The 15,430-nt window shown below is 48.9% G+C and carries 18 protein-coding genes and 1 pseudogene; 6 read left to right on the plus strand and 13 right to left on the minus strand.

Annotation, left to right across the window (positions count from 1 at the left end):
• Positions 1-47: 47 nt before the first annotated feature.
• The 9 genes and pseudogenes from GM173_RS08275 to GM173_RS08315 form a co-directional block, all read right to left on the minus strand.
• Positions 48-155 (minus strand): annotated as a pseudogene (locus tag GM173_RS08275) (transposase); the annotation flags it as partial.
• 296 nt (positions 156-451) lie between these two features.
• Positions 452-2,017, minus strand: coding sequence for an asparagine synthase-related protein (locus GM173_RS08280; RefSeq protein WP_203570909.1), 1,566 nt, complete (start codon positions 2,015-2,017; stop codon positions 452-454).
• Positions 2,014-2,646 (minus strand): lasso peptide biosynthesis B2 protein, encoded by a 633-nt coding sequence (locus tag GM173_RS08285; RefSeq protein WP_203570910.1) that lies wholly within the window; start codon positions 2,644-2,646, stop codon positions 2,014-2,016. Before GM173_RS08285 ends, GM173_RS08280 begins: the two co-directional genes overlap by 4 nt.
• Before the next feature lies 1 nt (position 2,647).
• Positions 2,648-2,821, minus strand: a complete 174-nt coding sequence (locus tag GM173_RS08290; RefSeq protein WP_203570911.1) for a hypothetical protein — start codon at positions 2,819-2,821, stop codon at positions 2,648-2,650.
• 90 nt (positions 2,822-2,911) lie between these two features.
• Positions 2,912-3,607, minus strand: a complete 696-nt coding sequence (locus GM173_RS08295) for a hypothetical protein (RefSeq protein WP_203570912.1) — start codon at positions 3,605-3,607, stop codon at positions 2,912-2,914.
• A 272-nt stretch (positions 3,608-3,879) separates the two neighbouring features.
• A complete protein-coding gene (locus GM173_RS08300) occupies positions 3,880-4,374 on the minus strand; it encodes a hypothetical protein (protein WP_203570913.1) in 495 nt (164 codons plus the stop codon).
• Positions 4,375-4,669: 295 nt separating this feature from the next.
• Positions 4,670-4,942: a hypothetical protein gene (locus tag GM173_RS08305; protein ID WP_203570914.1), complete on the minus strand. Its 273-nt coding sequence runs from the start codon at positions 4,940-4,942 to the stop codon at positions 4,670-4,672.
• Positions 4,943-4,954: 12 nt separating this feature from the next.
• Positions 4,955-6,235: a caspase family protein gene (locus GM173_RS08310; protein WP_203570915.1), complete on the minus strand. Its 1,281-nt coding sequence runs from the start codon at positions 6,233-6,235 to the stop codon at positions 4,955-4,957.
• On the minus strand, positions 6,232-6,696 hold the full coding sequence (locus GM173_RS08315) for an ankyrin repeat domain-containing protein (protein WP_203570916.1): 465 nt from the start codon (positions 6,694-6,696) through the stop codon (positions 6,232-6,234). Before GM173_RS08315 ends, GM173_RS08310 begins: the two co-directional genes overlap by 4 nt.
• Positions 6,697-7,266: 570 nt before the next feature.
• Here GM173_RS08315 and GM173_RS08320 point away from each other — a divergent pair.
• The 5 genes from GM173_RS08320 (at position 7,267) to GM173_RS08340 (ending at position 10,496) form a co-directional block, all read left to right on the plus strand.
• The gene (locus tag GM173_RS08320) at positions 7,267-8,211 is read left to right on the plus strand and encodes a helix-turn-helix transcriptional regulator (RefSeq protein ID WP_203570917.1); all 945 of its coding nucleotides are present in this window, start codon (positions 7,267-7,269) and stop codon (positions 8,209-8,211) included.
• A gap of 77 nt (positions 8,212-8,288) precedes the next feature.
• Positions 8,289-8,909 carry an RNA polymerase sigma factor gene (locus GM173_RS08325; protein WP_203570918.1) on the plus strand — a complete coding sequence of 207 codons (621 nt, stop codon included), beginning with the start codon at positions 8,289-8,291 and terminating at the stop codon, positions 8,907-8,909.
• Positions 8,906-9,511, plus strand: a complete 606-nt coding sequence (locus GM173_RS08330) for a hypothetical protein (protein WP_203570919.1) — start codon at positions 8,906-8,908, stop codon at positions 9,509-9,511. The genes GM173_RS08325 and GM173_RS08330 overlap by 4 nt, the downstream gene beginning before the upstream one ends.
• A 120-nt stretch (positions 9,512-9,631) precedes the next feature.
• Positions 9,632-10,111 carry a hypothetical protein gene (locus GM173_RS08335; RefSeq protein ID WP_203570920.1) on the plus strand — a complete coding sequence of 160 codons (480 nt, stop codon included), beginning with the start codon at positions 9,632-9,634 and terminating at the stop codon, positions 10,109-10,111.
• Between the two features lie 28 nt (positions 10,112-10,139).
• Positions 10,140-10,496 carry a hypothetical protein gene (locus tag GM173_RS08340; protein ID WP_203570921.1) on the plus strand — a complete coding sequence of 119 codons (357 nt, stop codon included), beginning with the start codon at positions 10,140-10,142 and terminating at the stop codon, positions 10,494-10,496.
• Between the two features lie 319 nt (positions 10,497-10,815).
• Here the strand turns inward: GM173_RS08340 and GM173_RS08345 are convergent, their stop codons facing one another.
• The gene (locus GM173_RS08345) at positions 10,816-11,697 is read right to left on the minus strand and encodes an EamA family transporter (RefSeq protein WP_203570922.1); all 882 of its coding nucleotides are present in this window, start codon (positions 11,695-11,697) and stop codon (positions 10,816-10,818) included.
• A 377-nt stretch (positions 11,698-12,074) separates the two neighbouring features.
• On the opposite strand from GM173_RS08345, the gene GM173_RS08350 reads away from it, so the two are divergent.
• A complete protein-coding gene (locus GM173_RS08350) occupies positions 12,075-12,818 on the plus strand; it encodes a hypothetical protein (RefSeq protein ID WP_203570923.1) in 744 nt (247 codons plus the stop codon).
• A gap of 227 nt (positions 12,819-13,045) precedes the next feature.
• On the opposite strand, the gene GM173_RS08355 is transcribed toward GM173_RS08350, so the two are convergent.
• Genes GM173_RS08355 through GM173_RS08360 form a run of 3 tightly spaced genes read right to left on the minus strand, consistent with a single transcriptional unit; the run spans position 13,046 to position 15,424 of the window.
• On the minus strand, positions 13,046-14,038 hold the full coding sequence (locus GM173_RS08355; RefSeq protein ID WP_203570924.1) for a TraI domain-containing protein: 993 nt from the start codon (positions 14,036-14,038) through the stop codon (positions 13,046-13,048).
• 4 nt (positions 14,039-14,042) lie between these two features.
• Positions 14,043-14,174, minus strand: a complete 132-nt coding sequence (locus GM173_RS16200; protein ID WP_275412341.1) for a hypothetical protein — start codon at positions 14,172-14,174, stop codon at positions 14,043-14,045.
• The gene (locus GM173_RS08360) at positions 14,171-15,424 is read right to left on the minus strand and encodes an Arm DNA-binding domain-containing protein (RefSeq protein WP_203570925.1); all 1,254 of its coding nucleotides are present in this window, start codon (positions 15,422-15,424) and stop codon (positions 14,171-14,173) included. Before GM173_RS08360 ends, GM173_RS16200 begins: the two co-directional genes overlap by 4 nt.
• Between the last annotated feature and the right edge of the window lie 6 nt (positions 15,425-15,430).

The following is a 15,430-nucleotide window of genomic DNA, read 5'->3' on the forward strand; positions in this document are numbered from 1 at the left end:
CCAGTCCAAGGTTTTATCCGCAGCCCTGTGGGTCAATTTTCGGTCGGCGACAACACCTGAGCGGCTTGTCGAACGGAATAGCCTTTGTCGAGCACAAGTTGCGCGCATTCTAGGCGAAATTCAGGCGTGAATGTGGGTCTGGTTTTGTTGTTCATTGAGTCACCTAATTGCTTATGAGGTGCAGCATAACACCTATAATCAGGTGGCCAAATTCAGTGTGCCACAACAATAGCTGCATCACGCGATGCATACTCAGCGCCGAGCGATGTATCGACTGGAGTCGGCCAACTTTTAGGGTGACAAGCGCATCTCCAACTTAGCTGTTTTGGCTTGTACCATGGCGTCAAAATGGTTGGCACATTATGAGAGTTATCTGGATGAAACCGCGAAACCCAGTGCGATTTACCCTGACCTTGGAGGATCAAGGTTGTCGTTGACTATTGTGATTTCATTAAAGATTAAGAAATTTGTGTGAGTTATTTCTAAGCCAGATTTCGAGCTTGAGCAGGAAGTCAAACTGGGACAAATTTTGGAAATGGCCTGCACTGGCATGCTTTAGAAGCTCTTTCCATTGATCTTTATTGATTAGCCCAAGCCGTGTAACAAAAGGTGAGTTGCAAAGTTCACTGATTGTGCCTGCATTGGTTAAAAATTCCATTTCGCGTTGAAGATCACCACCTTTGCTGCTTCTTTCGAGTATTTCTGTCGGCAGTTCATTTTTAAAAGCCTCACGTTGCACCAAACGACCTTCCCGCAGCTGTTTTTCAAAATGGCCAGCGAAGGAGCAGCAGTATTCAACAAGCGGAAAGTGGAGTAAAGGATTTCTGAAATCAAGCTGTGGGTTGAGGTGATTGACGAAACAACGATTTGCCATGGTAATTGCCAACTGATATGAAAAAAAATCAATGGTTGGCTCAAGAGTCAGTCCGCGGAATATTTTTATAAATAGATTCTCGGTTCGCCAAGGTAAAAATGTTGGCTTTATTGCATACTGGAGAAATAGAGACAACCCGGATCTTGAGCTAAATCGGTGGTCATTTCCTTGTTTGCAAAGTGTCAGTGTTGCGGCAATACCTTTGTTAGCCAATGTACGGTTAAGCCAATATGGAGGAATTCCACGCGCCCAAAATATATTGTCGCCACCTACGCCAGTTATAATGCAAAGCTTCTCTCTTTTTTGCGTCAAACCAGTCAGGTAATTGCCGAGAAATTGCGAAAATTCATTGCCAGGCTCGCCGCAAGGCGGCTGCTCGATCGTAATTGGGAATTTGGAAACATCAATTGGATTGAAAGATAATTGATGGTGTCTGCAAAAAATCTCGGCATATTTGCCATCATCGTCGCCGGGCATATTCCATGTCAGTGTTTGTATTTGATCTGAAATTGATTTTTGTGCTGCAACGACGGTAGAGGAATCCAAACCTCCAGATAACTCGAAAATTGGATTTGTTATGCCGCGCAGGCTTTGCTTTAAGCCATTTTCGACAAGATGTCGCATTGTAATTGCGCAATCTTCCAGATTGTCCGGGATCGGTAATTTGCGAAATTTTGCTTCGCCTCGAACAATGTGCTTTTGCCCACGAGAAAAAATGATGCATTGGCCGGGAGCCAGTCTGTATATGCCACGATAAGGCGTAAAGTTGGACAATCCAACCGTATTGTTTGCCATTTGCGAAATATACTGATGCTCAAATTCATGGTGGCCATTCTGGATCAAGCGATCCAGACTGTTGGCAATATGCAAATGCCCAGCATTTTCGGTGTAAAACAATTGAGCCTGCGCATATAAATCGCAAGCAAGAAAAATGGAATTTTTATCTGCAATAACGGCAACCCATTTGCCATGCGCAATTTCCGCAAGTCTGGCTGGTGCATGCTGTTTGAGAATGAGTTCCAGCAATGTGCCATCGTAAATGTTGGCATACTCGGGCAGTGAGGAGTATGCGTAGCCACAGAAATAAACCGACGATGTAGCAATATAGGATCGCGCATCTTTAAAGAAAGAGCAATCAATCATGCTGGCATGTCATGCATCGGGGTAAAGCGTGAAACATTGTCCTCGGTGTCGAGAAACGGTTTTCCGTCCATTTCCACCCAGGCATGCGCCATGAAAGGCGCAGTTTTGATGCCGATTCTAAAAAGAGGAGAATACCCATAACTTTTGAGCAGGTTATATAAAAGCAGTGCGCGATAAAAACAATCTTGCTCAAATTTACCTAGCCTTAGCAATAATTCGGTGCGGCGAAATTTTTTCATTATTTTCACCAACGGTATTGACCCGCTAACTTCAATTACCGGATGGGTTAAAATATTTTCGTACCGTTGTTGCTTAACCTTTTTTTTCAGCAATGCGGCTATCAGCCAGCTTCGGATTTCGAATCCAAGCCAAAAAGGGATTTTAATGGTTTCTGTGAGTGGCGCATTCGATTTGGACGCATTGAGTAGCCCACAGGACTCAAAGTAATCAAGGTACGCTGGATCACATGGACTCGAAGGTGGATGGGCTGAGGTACGAGGCCCCAGCCATTTCACCCACGCTTTAGCCGCCCCCTTCAGCAGCGCCTTGTATTTTCCGGACGAAATATCCAGGCAATACACCGTGTCATTTAGTGATAACCAGCGAAGTGAAGGGGATGGCAAGTGCATATCAGTTGTACGAATAATTATTGCCCTGAACATACCCACCATCACGATTGCCACCATCGGCATACACTTGGGTCAGTGTTTCAAGGGTGCCAAGTTCAATGCACTGGCCTTCCAGTTGATCGATGGTTTGCTGCTCAGCTTGCTGGCTATTTGTCTGGTTTTGAATATTGCTCATGTTTTATCCTTTGTAGTTTGAAGTGGCTGGCCAGTGGTCGCTGACCATATTTTCCCGTTCGGTAATGTCGAGCAGGAAATGGGGTGCCTGTCAGGCAAAAAATGGGCTTTCAGGCATGAAGCCAGAAGGCTTAAGTTGATTGTCTTCTACTATGTACCTTGCTGCGGTGGTAGTGAACGAAAGAATAATGTCTGCCAGTTGATGGGGTGTGATGGACTTGGGCATGAACATGGCAAAGCTCATGATGAAGTGGTCATCCAGTGCAGAGAATTGTAACTGCATATGCACCGCGTTTGTCTCGGCAATTTTCTCCAGCATTTCTTGTCTGGACAGGTGTTGAGCGGTTTCTGTATGAGTGAATATTTCGAACTTGTACTCCTGATCGTTACGGCCTGGGTATGCGCAGGCGCGAAATACGAGTTGCTCCATCGCATCGACCATGGCAGTAAGAGGATGAGGATGATCCGCTACCATTTGAGGTCTGTTTTTAATCCTGATTTTGAAATCGAAGCCACGGGGTTCGGCTGAATTCTCACGAATATCCAGTGTGAAGTCTTGGTCGGACAATAAATCCAGCGCTTTGCGCAGGGATGCCCGCAAGTTATTATCCGACGAAAAATGACCCCCACTTGTTGGTAATGGATTGGTGTTTGGGGTATACACCGGCGGCGGAAACTCAAAGATTTTGTCTTCACCAGAAGAATTGCGCTTCAGAATAAATTTATCAACTAGTTTGTAAATAAATGCCGCAATCAGCATTAGTCCTATGGCTTTGTTTAAATCCATTTCCAATCCTGTTGTGTTCGTGCCGACGTATTTTTAACCCAGTTGCCGATATTTGATTTACCCAAGGCATTACGAAGCAAGCGATTCAAATGTATTTGAAAAGTCGATTCTGGGGTGGGTTAGTCGAATTTCAGCATTCGGGTCAAAAAATCATCGGTGGTAACATTTACGCTCATTTGGCTTTGTTAAGTAGTGCCATACAAGCATTTTGAATTTCATGAAGGAGCGTGCCCGCCCAATTTCATGAGCTCCGATCAGTTATGCGTGACTACTTAGGAATTCAAAGCTTGGATTACCTTCGTGTTTACGCTTTCCGCTACTTCCTGAGTGCAAAGTCCGGTTAGCGGAACATCAGTGCCTGTAACCTTAGCTGCTGCATAAAAGCCTGAACCTGCCGCGCGACGTTGCGTGTAAAATGAGTCAATTACATTGTGTGCAATTGATTTGTCGCCGACTTTAATGCCCTGCCCCGGATAAACATCAAGCCAATTCCAAATTGGCCTGCGGAGGTGGATAAATAATAAAAAGGGTGATGCGAGGAGTAATCCTGCAAGAAAACTTCCAAAATTATGATCCACAATTCCTCCCATAATAGTCAGAAACCCCCCCAGCGTGCCGCATATAAGTTGCAGCGGTACGAGTTGACCATTGGCTAACGGATTGTTTACGCCTGCTTTTGAACTTTTAAAGTGAATTCTATAGAAGCCCTCTAGTTCTTCAACTCTTACATTCTGTTTGATTCCGACGGTTTGGAAGCTATTGCTCATTTCATGATCTCTCTATTTTAAAGTAAAAGGTGTAACTGTGTTTTATTTGAGCTTGTCTCAATATTTTATGGCTATATGAAAATTATATTTATTGGTGGATTTCCTTTTTAAATGGTTGCGTGTGATATGTTTGTGCTGACGTGTTTTAACCTAGTCACCAAAACTTGAATGGCCTAGATATTCCGAAGTAAGCGATTGAAAGTCATTGCATTATAAATTTTTGGAAGTTGCACTGCTTTATTTGGTTGATAAAATAATACCTTTGCGACCCGTATTGCCATATTAATTATCAATTTTAATGCCGCAAATTCTGTTCGGGTGTACAGGTGGCCGGTTTACCGCTGGCTTGCAGTTTCGGCGTCACGGCAGTGCTCACCTGTGGCAGGCTGACATTGCTACCTTGGCTCTGGAACACCAGATACACCACGCCGTCGATGCAGGCTTCGTTGACGATATTGCGCAGGATTGTGCCGCTGGTTTCAAAGCTGGTACGGAATTTCACTTCGTCGGCGGCGTGGGCTGCGTGGGTGAGAGCCAGTAGTGTGAGTGCAAGTGCGAATGATTTCATTGTTATATACCCCTATCTGGTAATGGCCGGTGGGCCTGATTTGTTTTTGAGTTGATTGATATACCCCATGGCTGAGCCGCCTAGCTCTTTTAGTGCGATGTCGGCACCGCTGCGGTTGCCTTGTTGCAGGTACAGGTCAGCCAGCGTGGCGCGGGCGGGTGGGTAGAATTCGGCGGCCTTGTTCAGCCAGACTTCGGCTTGCTGCCGGCCTGCGGCGTTGCGCTCGTTGTCCAGATACCATTCGCCCAGGTACATCTGCGCGAGCGGGAATTGCTGTGCGGCGGCGCGTTCCAGCCATTTTTTGCGCTCGGCGGCGGGTTGGTTGAGCATGGCCCAGCCGGTTTGCGCGACCACGTCGCCAGCATTGGCGCGGTTTTTCAGCGCTTTGCGGTCTAGATACGGGTCAAGCTTTTGCTGGCGGATTTCAATGACCCAGTCGTACAGTTTGACACTGTCCCATACCGCTGAGCCACGACTGCCACCGGTGGTGATTTTGGCGGTCGATGTGCTGCTGGCCAGTGTTTTGCCGGGATTCAATTGCAGCGCATTGCCGGTCAGACTACTGCTGTACCACGGGATTTGCGTGTGCTGCGTCAGCGTGGCGACGCGGTTGCCGACGTTTTTCAATAGCGTTTCAAGCGGCTGCGCAGGTTTGGCCAGCTCGTTGAGCATCGCGTAGGTGTAGGGGCTGTTTTTACTCTCGCGGCTCCAGTAATCGCTGGCGCGACCACCGGGCGAGGTGGAATACGCCAGCACATAGCCTTTCGGGGCGCTGGCGGCTTTTAGCCCCTGCAACGACAAATCCGGCGTATCGCCGCGCTGGTAAACCACACGGCAGGCGTCGATCATCAGCACGCCCGCCTGCACATGGTTGCGTTGCAACTCGCCCAGTAGCTGATTCACATCGTAGCCACCGCGTTGCAGGCTTTGCCGGCTCAGCGTGCGTGTAGGTAAATCCACCGGTACCAGATAATTGCTGTCGCCACCCTGTGCGCCATGCCCAGCATAAAACACCAGCGCCAGCTCGGCACCTTGCGCCCGCTGCGCAAATTGGCCTACTTGCTGCAAAAGCGCATCGCGTTTCAGGTCGGTTTGTAATGTAACGTCAAAACCAAGCTGTTGCAGTTGGCTGGCCATGGCGCGCGCGTCGTTCACCGGGTTGACCAGCGGCTGGTCGTATGCGGCATTGCCGATCAATAGTGCATAGCGGCCAGCCGCGTAGGTGGGCTGGCTAGCTATCCAAAGTAGCGCGAGCCAGATCGCGTAATTTACAAGCTGTTTGAACGCTGTCATTGCAGTGACTCCTGTCGATAAATGCCGGCAGGTGTAGTCGGGCGTGGCCATTGGTTTAGCCAGCCTTTGTTCTGCATCAGGTAATACACGAAACGCGAGTGTTCTATGGCCAAGTCGACCAAGGTGATGCCGGCGTGATTGGCATTCCAGATGTCAAACCCGGCTTTTTCGACCAGTAGCCGTACGCTTTCGACGTCGCCCAGCATCACGGGATGAAACAGGATACTAAAGCCGTTTTTACTGCGTTTATTGAGCTCGAACTGCACGCCAGCACGGTGATGCGTGATGAGATAATCCGCTAGCGCATGGTTTTTGCATTGCAGTGCATAAATCAGAATGCCGCTACACTGCCCATCGCCCAGCTGTAGTAGCGTGGGGTCGGCTTCGATCAGCGTGATGAGCTGCCGGTTCTGTTTTCCGGCTACCAGATCGAGTAATTGTCGATAAGTAATGTTGGTCATGGATCTGTCTCTATTCTCCAATATGCCTGAGATGCTGCTTTTCACTACACACATCGCACCGCACGGAAAATGGTTCAATCATGAGGCCATGAAATATGGGGGGATGATATCAATAACGCCAACATGGCTCATAAACCAGCTTTATTTGTCAAAGATAAAAAAACCTGATTATGTCCCTACTTCAAAACCGCTCGTAATTACATACCGGGGCTTCGGCACCGTATGCATCACTGCAAACGCCAGCCTCGGCATCAGCTACGGCAATTTCATGCGCCGATTGAATCGATGCTGCACTTCTGCCAGATACCGATCAACTTCCCGTTGGCGCATCCTCTCCATGATCTTGTGTTTCAGCAACAACGCGGCTTTCCAGCTAATCCCCAACTGCGAAATTTAATGACATGCAGTGGAGTAATTCATGTTTATTTTATGGGATGGTATTATTTCCAAAATCGGCGGCATATAGTGCGACCACACTATGTAAATTCGCAAATTTAGCTGCTATGGATATGGATAAGTTTTTTGCCCATACAAGCACTAAACTCAGCGCTTCTATTTCACTGAGGCAATATGAAACAATTGTTGACAATGTACGAGCAAGCCCAGAACTTGACTCCTGCTGCATTTTTGGACGCGTGCACGGAACTGCTGCAGCAATTGTTACCATTTGATAAATCAATGATGATTTATGGCCTGCTGGATCCTCAGACTTTTAAAGTCTCCGCCGTGCATCTAGATAGATTACCTCTTGAAAAATTGCAAAAGCGACTCGCAATTAAAGAGGTCGACCCTATTCTGACCCAAGCAACACATGAAAAAGAGCGTTCAGCCACTCTGGCAGTGGCCGAGCTTGCCCCAAATCATCCCCATTTGTATCGGCATGCGAATGAATTTGATCTGGCGCACATTCTCACCTTTTGCACCCATGCTTCAACTCGAACGAGTCAACAAGGCCTGATATCCTTGTATCGTGCAAATCCCGCACAGCCTTTTTCCAGCAATGAACTGAAACTGTGTGATTTCTTTTTACCTCACATTTTTGTGGCCTATCAGATTAATCTGCGTCTGCATCATGCAGAGTCCGCGCAAGGCTGTTTGACCTTAATTTCGGCTCTAGATGGGCGGCTATATTTTCTGGAGGAGAGTGTAGAAAAACTCTTGCAACAAGAATGGGAAGGCTGGATTCCACCACTGTTACCCGAAGATTTGTTGCAACTATTGCTTCAAGGAGAAAGCTATTATGGTAGATTTTTATTGGCTACTGCAAAATTAGATCAGGGCTTACTATTTATACGTCTAAGTCAACGCCTTTATCCTAGCTTGACCGAGGCCGAATTAAGGGCCGCCCGTTTGGTGGTGCAAGGGCTAAGTTACAAAGAAGCAGCCCGTACACTGAAAGTATCACCTTCAACCGTAAGCAATCAACTGCAAAGTGCTTATAAGAAGCTAGAGGTTGGAAGCAAAATCGAACTGGGCCAGAAACTACAACTGACCTTTGACGGCCATTTTTCTTAGGCTTGAAATGTCTATTGCACCCAGAGCAGTCCAAGTAACATTGACCTCTTTCTACCCCGCACAAGAACTGACCAACGATGTTGCATGATAACGATGCCAAGGTTTTGCTGGCGGCGATCCACCGCCGCGATGCGCAGGCGCTGGGCAAACTGGCCGCATGGCTTGAGCCGGGCTTGCTGCATTTGCTGCGCGGCAAGTTTTATCTGGCGCTACATCATGGCTGGTTGCACCCGCATGATTTGCTGGCTGGTTTGCAGGAAGGGCTGCTGGCGTTCTGGCAAGTCCCGGAGCGCGTGGCCAGCGTGAGTGAATTGCGTGGCTGGCTGTATCGCTGTGCGTGCAATTATCTAACTTCATTGCTACGCAAAAACCAGTCGTACCGTAATACGGTGAGCGATGAGGAGCTGGATGATGCTGCCAACGCGAACCAAGACGGGCCCAGCGACGATGAAGCGGATGAAACCACCCCGCTGCAATGCCTGATAAATAGTGAAAACCGCAGGGCGATTGCCGATTGCCTGTCGCAATTGCCCAGCGAGCTGGAGCAGACGGTCTTGCATGGCTGGGTGGGCGGGATGAGTGGTAAAGAAATTGCCGCTACGCTGGAGATACCCGAAGGCACTGTGAAATCACGCTTTAATCGTGCACGCCAGGCTTTGCAACAATGCCTGCGCGGCAAAGGAATTAGCCGACCATGACGCCACGCGAAGAATTTGAAGCCCTGCTGTTTGACGCAGGCAACCATCGCCTTGAGGCGGCAGAGCAAGCCCGGTTGGCCAATTTGCTGGCGGATCATCCCGAATGGCAGCAGGAGCTGACTCAATTGCAGGCTTTGCAAGAGGGCTTGCGCGAGGCGCTCCCGCCGCTGGATTTGCCCGCCGACCGATGGGAGCGTTTTGTTGCGCAGTTGCAGCCCGAGCCGCGCCGAGAAAACCCTGCGCCGTCTCGCTGGAAATCTCGCTGGAAAATGTGGTGGGCCGCGTTGAATCGGCCTTGGGCAGTGATGGCGGCGCTGGTGATTGTGGTTGCGCAAGGCATTCTATTGCACCCGATGGGTATGCAACCAGAGGCACCGCAATACAGGGGCGGAGAGCAGATACCCGGTAAGGCTGCTTGGCTGGTGAGTTTTTCACCTGATGTTACCGAAGCGCAACTGCGCGATTTGCTGTTGCGAGCGCGCATGGAAATCGTCAGTGGCCCGAATGCTGCCGGGCAATATGGACTGGCTGCTTTGGCCGATGCGGATGTCGATTTGCTGAAAAGCAGCGCACTGGTGCAGGAATTGATACCGGCGCAGTAATTGCTGCACCGGCTGTGTTGCCACAGCCGAACCTTTTTGGGGTGTGATGCGATGTAGGGCTAAACCGATGCAGTCTTGCAAGGCTGCATCGCCTTATTGCACTACTCAAAGGATCACCCAATGCTTCTTGATGCCGAAACGTCGCTGGATGATTGGCCAGTATTTTCAGGCCGGTATTTGCTGCGTGCCGCGCAGGTATTTGCCTGTATGGCGCAGGCCGAACGTGTATCGCTGACGCATGTTCGCCAAGCCTTGCCGTTTTTTTCAGCCACCCGCAGCAGCCTTGGGCGGCGCCTTCGCCATCTGTTTCCCGATTACGATCCGTGGGAAGAAAGGGCTAGCGGGCTGGATTCACTGCTGCGTGCTGCAGCCCGCCTCACTCCCGTTCCGCGCGATGAAGCCGTAAGGGCATTGTCCCGCCGTTCCTGCATGCAAAAAGCGGCCTCATTGATCTCGGCAGATACGGTGCTACAGCGTGAATTGCATTTGCGAGCCGTTTGGAGCGCAGTCGCTGAGCAGGTCAATGCGCGGCTGGCTGAGCTGGATTCGCAGCAGGAAGGCCAAGCACTGAAAAGCAAGAAACGACGTTGTGTCGATTAATGCACTCCACTCTTTGCAGGAGAAAAACATGATCACCCCGAAGCATCAGCATTTATACGAGGTCAATATTGATGGCGAATTGTTTATTTGCCTGTACGAAGAAGGGATTGAGGGCAAGTCGGTTCCACGTTTTGTGTTTGATCTTGACGCGAAGCATGGCCGGTTTGAGGTGCTGGATTTCATGACCAATGCCGAGGACATCGTCAGAGAGTTAGGGCACGCCTTTGACTATTACGATAAGCCATTTCAAGCGGTCGTTTTTATTCGAATTTTGGAAAAATACCTGCGCGGCAAAGACATGACTGTCGCCGAGTACCGCACGAAAATTCACGGCATTATCAACCGGTTTTTCGGGGTAGCGAATTTTGCCAAAGAGCAGGAATAACAGTATTTAAGCAGTGAGTGAACAAGTGACTGAACAGGCAAAACAGTCGTTTTGAAAAACACCTGCGTAGCTTGGTCGATTAAAACGTGAATAGCTGGCGGCGCGAGAGTGCTCTGAGCAGGAAATCCGCGATTTGCTGCAACGCGCAGGTATGGCTATTGTAAACGCCCCCGAGACGCAGAGCCGATATGCTTTAGCGCCACATAGTAAGAGCGTCAAAGAGCTGCTGAAAACTAGAGGCATTCAAGCCGTAATTGGCAGGCATAAATACCAAAGCCCTTGGTTCGCAGCGCCAAGGGCTTTGTTTTTGTAGATTTATTCAAGACTGCGCAACGCCGCGCCGCGAGAAATACAATTGTGGCGCATTGGATGCCAGCATCAACATCATTCCCACTGCCGTAAGTAAACTGAATACGCCGGCTCCAAACCATGCATGCGAACATGCTGCAACCAGCAACTCCATCGACAACAACATGGATGCTTGCAGTGTTGTAACGCGTTTCATGCCGTACTGATAAGCGAGATTACCCAGCAGCATGCCAAGCACCAAGACTCCCAATAGAAGCCACGCTTGTATATTCTGCAAACCGCTACTGTGAAGCCCATTGGTATTGAAAGCGACCAAACTGGCAACGATAAGGCAGCCTAGCCACTCGGATAACATCAAATGCGCGGCTGGAACATCTTTACAGTGTCGCGTTAAAACATTAGTTGTCGCAAAAGCCAAGCCAGCCAACAAGCCCGCTAAATCTGCCGGAGCAACCATTTGAGCTTGGGTGGTGTGCGTACTGCTGAGCACCAGACAAGCCCCCAATCCCAGCAGCACCAAACGAATGGCTGCGCCGATAGAAATTGATTCACCAAGAAAACGCTGAGCCAGTAATGCACTCCAGAGTGGGTTCAAATAAAACAGTAACATCACTCGCAATACATCGCCCTCAACCAGACCGACGACGAGCGCCACATTGGCGACCCCAGTACTTACCGCGATAGCGTATAAACGCGGTTGTTTTGCCAATGTTGCCAAGCCGCGCCACTGCTGGCCTGATAGCAACACCGCAATAATCGCCAAGCTGTAAACCACGACCTGCGCCAAGGCAGGGCTAAACGCCAAAACTTCAAGCTGTTGGTAAGGCAACCAAACTAAGCCCCAGATGGTGGCATTACTCAACAAAGCTAAACTTGCGTGGTGCGATTTCATGGTAACTCCACATTGGTGTATTACCGTGACATCGCATCAGCTAGTATTCAGGTTCAAATAAGTTTTAGGTTTTTGGAATAGGTGACCTATGACATCAAATCTAGGCGTGCAGCTCAATGCAAGCCAAGCCATATAGGTAAAACCGTAAAAGAATAAAGGCCGCTACCTGATGGATTGCGGCCTTCATTTTTACAGCTTCAGCATCGACACATCGGCTGTAAGCATCCAGCCGCCCCACGTTGAATAGCGTTATCGTTCCTTGAGATGATCGTGTCCACGATAAACTTAGGTGGACACATGGACGCTATACCCTCACTTCAATTTGCCAAGTTGTTACTGAACTTGTGGATGCTGGCCGGATAGATATGGATTCACAGATGTTTACCTACAGTCAGCTTTATCGTTACGATTGGCGGCTTGCCGGAAAAGCGCCAGTGGCTCGTCCTAGTGTCGTTGACACACTAAAAAATATGGGTCATTTCCCTAAAAAAGAGGAGTGGATTACGGGACGAAAGGGGGCATTCGAGAGTTTCGCCTCCAACTTAGATGCCGGGTATTTGGTAGTAGGCGAACTGTCGCAATTCAAGGTATGGGATTGGTCAGTGCCAACTGAGTATCGCTTTTCCATGGCATGTCATCCTGACTGGCCGCACACAAATGAATTGAGAGGCGCATTCGATTTTTTTCCATATGAATCAATTTGGAATGCAAGTGAATACTTTGATCTTTATGGCGTGAGCAAATACCCTGCACTGGTCGTTTATGGTCGTTCACTGCAAGTGGCTATCGGAGGTACAGAATGGTTGGCGTTCAATCCTGCAATTGCGCTGAGCCTTGGTTGGTCGCTGTCTGAAGATGGTTTATTTCGATGGATTAATTCAGCAGGTAAAACCATGGTGGAAAGCATCTGGTGGCAGGATGGCCCGATGGATCGTCAGCCGCCAAAAAATAACGAGCTAACAGGAGAGGGTTGGTTGGTGGTTGTTTCGCAGGAGGCTCAATTATCCATTCTTCATCATTGCTCGCCGATAGTTTTCATGCGTGCGGTTAAGCGCTGCTTTAACGATAATAATGAAAGCTTCAATGACTTTTCCATTGATACATTGGCATGGACGAACTGATCTGGGAGTATCTCGAGCTGCTTACAAACCTTGCTTTGCAACTTGCAGTTGAGAAAATTATGCTTGCCAGAGTCCGTTATGGCCGATAAGCTGAACTGCAGCGCATAATTCCTAAACACAGGTTTGCGGTCACTCGATTTCGATGGAAATTATTATCGATATTCCCACAAAATTGATACGGCGCACTTTTGTGCGCCGTTGATGGTGTCAGATCTCAGATATCTTCTTTAGCCATGCAATGCACCGAATACTTCAATATCGGCGTTGGCTACTGTCGTCAAATTGAAGCGCTTTGGCCTGTATCGTTTGTGGTCTTGATCGGCGCTCAATTGATCGGCCATTCGCACTGCATGTACCAAGGGCAGAACAGGCTGAGCATTAAATCGGGTGCTAGGCGTTAAATTGCACCAAATATGCCGCAGAACCAAAGTTAGTTCAGGCGCATGTTGATCCAGCCAAATTAGTGCGGGTCCACATAATTCCAGCGTGAGGTGTTCATGTGCGACGAGGCAGCCGAGGTCTGTGGGCTCACCTTCGGCACTTAATGTCCAAGCCTTACCCAGATCATGCAATAGTCCAGCTACCATGGCGACTTCACGCTCTTGATCATTCAACGATGGCAAGACAGCCAGGGTTGCCATCATTTCGAGCGAATGAGCCAATAATCCCCCAGCATAGGCATGATGATGCCGATAGTTGGCGGGTACAGAGAGAAAGCCGACGGCGACATGCGATTGCTCCAAGACCATACTGACAAAACGTTTTAAGCAATCACTTTTGAGTGTTCGCACTTGATGAACTAATCGATCGAGTAATTCAGTGCGAGGACAATGGCTGCGTGGCAAAGTAGAGAGAATCGGTAATCTCGCCAAAATAGGCTGAATGCGAACTTCAAGCACTGGCTGAAGCCACACTACTCGCCCCGTAAAGTAACCGGCATCTTGCTGCGCTACTTTGGCCTCAAGCTGAACTAGGCCGCCATGACGAATTCCCCACGGCAAGGCTGCTGGCGAGTCATTGGCGCTGAACGAGCTTAATTCGCTGGGACGATATTCAACGACCAAGGTGCCAGTGCAATCAGAAAGCCTGATTTGCCACCACGGCTGGCCGTAGTTATCTAAATGAGCCAATAAACCTGTGAGTCGGTAATAGCCTTTGATTCGATGCAGGCCATACAGTTTGCCTAATTCGGCTTGTTCAAGGATTGAAGTAGGGGTCATGACTTTACTCCTTTACTGCTGTCGGGTGATTTGATGGCAATACCAAGCGCTGTACGACACTGATGGTGTGCGCTGCGGCATAATCAGGGCGTAATTTGGGCAAGCCTGATTCGGCAAAATAGATGTGCTCGCTCATGCTTGCACCTCCTGCTTGATTGCGTCGATAACTTGGCTTGGTAAACTGGATTGACCTTGCAGCAGCAAACGCTCAAAAGCCGATCCATCGCGACGGGTCAGATTAGGCACATAGCGCGAATACACTTTGAACAGCATTTCGGTGTTGGCATGCCCCATCTGGCGTGCAATCCATTCCGGCGCTTCACCGGCCGCTAGCCAGAGCGTTGCAGCGGTGTGCCGAGATTGATAGGGACGACGTTTCTCTAGCCCAAGATGAGCGAGGAGGGGATACCAAACTCGCTTGGTGATGTTGTTGTGATCAATCGGTAAGCCCTGCAAATTACAGAATACGTATTCCGACATAGTCCCTGTGGCCCGATATTGATTCTCTAACGCATCTAAGACCGGACCACACATTGCGATATCACGCTGAGACGAATCGGTTTTGGTGTAATCCTCTTCGCCAGCCACAATCGTTTCGCGCACCATAATTACGCGCCGCTCGAAATCGACGTATTTCCACTTCAAGCCATCAATCTCACCCGTACGCATTCCGCTAAAAAAACGCACAGTGTAGTAGTTCTTAAAATCAGGACGAACTGAATCGATAATTTGACGCACTTCAGCGAGCGTAAAAGGCTGCACATCAGAGCGCGGCACCTTGAGCGGTTTGATCCGCACAAAAGGCGTGGTAAAGTCATAACGGTCGGCGGCTTCCTCAAAAATCCGACGTAACGGATCCATGATCTTGTTAATACGATTTGCAGATAGAGTTACATTGCCATTCCGGCCGGCTACTTTGGCGAGTGAAGACCGGAATTTAAGCAAATCAGCGCGAGTGATGTTGCCGACCCCAACTGTTCCAAATGCTGGCAAATAGTACTTATCAATCATGCCGCGAATATTCACTTGATGTGATCGCCGCCAGGTGATTTGGCTTTCAACTAACCACTCCTCAATAAAGGCGCTAAAGAGTGGACCTTTTTGCTCCGCACCATCCTCTGTGGTCGTGTTTAGCGCAGCTCCAACCGGTTTAATTGGTGATGTGCTAAAGATCGGATTCTCGGCACTTTTTGACTCTGGAAAAAAGCGGGCATAGTCAAAGCGGCCCAACTTAATTTCAGATTCAATTTGCTGCAGCATTTTTTCTAGCTTTCTGCGGTTTGTTGCATTGTCACGCAGATTTGTTTGCTCCCTGCATCGCTTCCCCTCCCAGCGAAAATCTATAAATAACAGCCCGGTTTCTTTCCTTGCTCGAATGGCTCCCATTTTTGG

Origin of the sequence: Deefgea chitinilytica (genome assembly GCF_016881405.1) — a bacterium.
GTDB lineage: Bacteria > Pseudomonadota > Gammaproteobacteria > Burkholderiales > Chitinibacteraceae > Deefgea > Deefgea chitinilytica.

Excerpts from the sequence above, each read along its gene's own strand:
- GM173_RS08280 (WP_203570909.1), bottom strand. The coding sequence starts at position 2,017 with ATGATTGATTGCTCTTTCTTTAAAGATGCGCGATCCTATATTGCTACA.
- GM173_RS08285 (WP_203570910.1), bottom strand. The coding sequence starts at position 2,646 with ATGCACTTGCCATCCCCTTCACTTCGCTGGTTATCACTAAATGACACG.
- GM173_RS08290 (WP_203570911.1), bottom strand. The coding sequence starts at position 2,821 with ATGAGCAATATTCAAAACCAGACAAATAGCCAGCAAGCTGAGCAGCAA.
- GM173_RS08295 (WP_203570912.1), bottom strand. The coding sequence starts at position 3,607 with ATGGATTTAAACAAAGCCATAGGACTAATGCTGATTGCGGCATTTATT.
- GM173_RS08300 (WP_203570913.1), bottom strand. The coding sequence starts at position 4,374 with ATGAGCAATAGCTTCCAAACCGTCGGAATCAAACAGAATGTAAGAGTT.
- GM173_RS08305 (WP_203570914.1), bottom strand. The coding sequence starts at position 4,942 with ATGAAATCATTCGCACTTGCACTCACACTACTGGCTCTCACCCACGCA.
- GM173_RS08310 (WP_203570915.1), bottom strand. The coding sequence starts at position 6,235 with ATGACAGCGTTCAAACAGCTTGTAAATTACGCGATCTGGCTCGCGCTA.
- GM173_RS08315 (WP_203570916.1), bottom strand. The coding sequence starts at position 6,696 with ATGACCAACATTACTTATCGACAATTACTCGATCTGGTAGCCGGAAAA.
- GM173_RS08320 (WP_203570917.1), top strand. The coding sequence starts at position 7,267 with ATGAAACAATTGTTGACAATGTACGAGCAAGCCCAGAACTTGACTCCT.
- GM173_RS08325 (WP_203570918.1), top strand. The coding sequence starts at position 8,289 with ATGTTGCATGATAACGATGCCAAGGTTTTGCTGGCGGCGATCCACCGC.
- GM173_RS08330 (WP_203570919.1), top strand. The coding sequence starts at position 8,906 with ATGACGCCACGCGAAGAATTTGAAGCCCTGCTGTTTGACGCAGGCAAC.
- GM173_RS08335 (WP_203570920.1), top strand. The coding sequence starts at position 9,632 with ATGCTTCTTGATGCCGAAACGTCGCTGGATGATTGGCCAGTATTTTCA.
- GM173_RS08340 (WP_203570921.1), top strand. The coding sequence starts at position 10,140 with ATGATCACCCCGAAGCATCAGCATTTATACGAGGTCAATATTGATGGC.
- GM173_RS08345 (WP_203570922.1), bottom strand. The coding sequence starts at position 11,697 with ATGAAATCGCACCACGCAAGTTTAGCTTTGTTGAGTAATGCCACCATC.
- GM173_RS08350 (WP_203570923.1), top strand. The coding sequence starts at position 12,075 with ATGTTTACCTACAGTCAGCTTTATCGTTACGATTGGCGGCTTGCCGGA.
- GM173_RS08355 (WP_203570924.1), bottom strand. The coding sequence starts at position 14,038 with ATGACCCCTACTTCAATCCTTGAACAAGCCGAATTAGGCAAACTGTAT.
- GM173_RS16200 (WP_275412341.1), bottom strand. The coding sequence starts at position 14,174 with ATGAGCGAGCACATCTATTTTGCCGAATCAGGCTTGCCCAAATTACGC.
- GM173_RS08360 (WP_203570925.1), bottom strand. The coding sequence starts at position 15,424 with ATGGGAGCCATTCGAGCAAGGAAAGAAACCGGGCTGTTATTTATAGAT.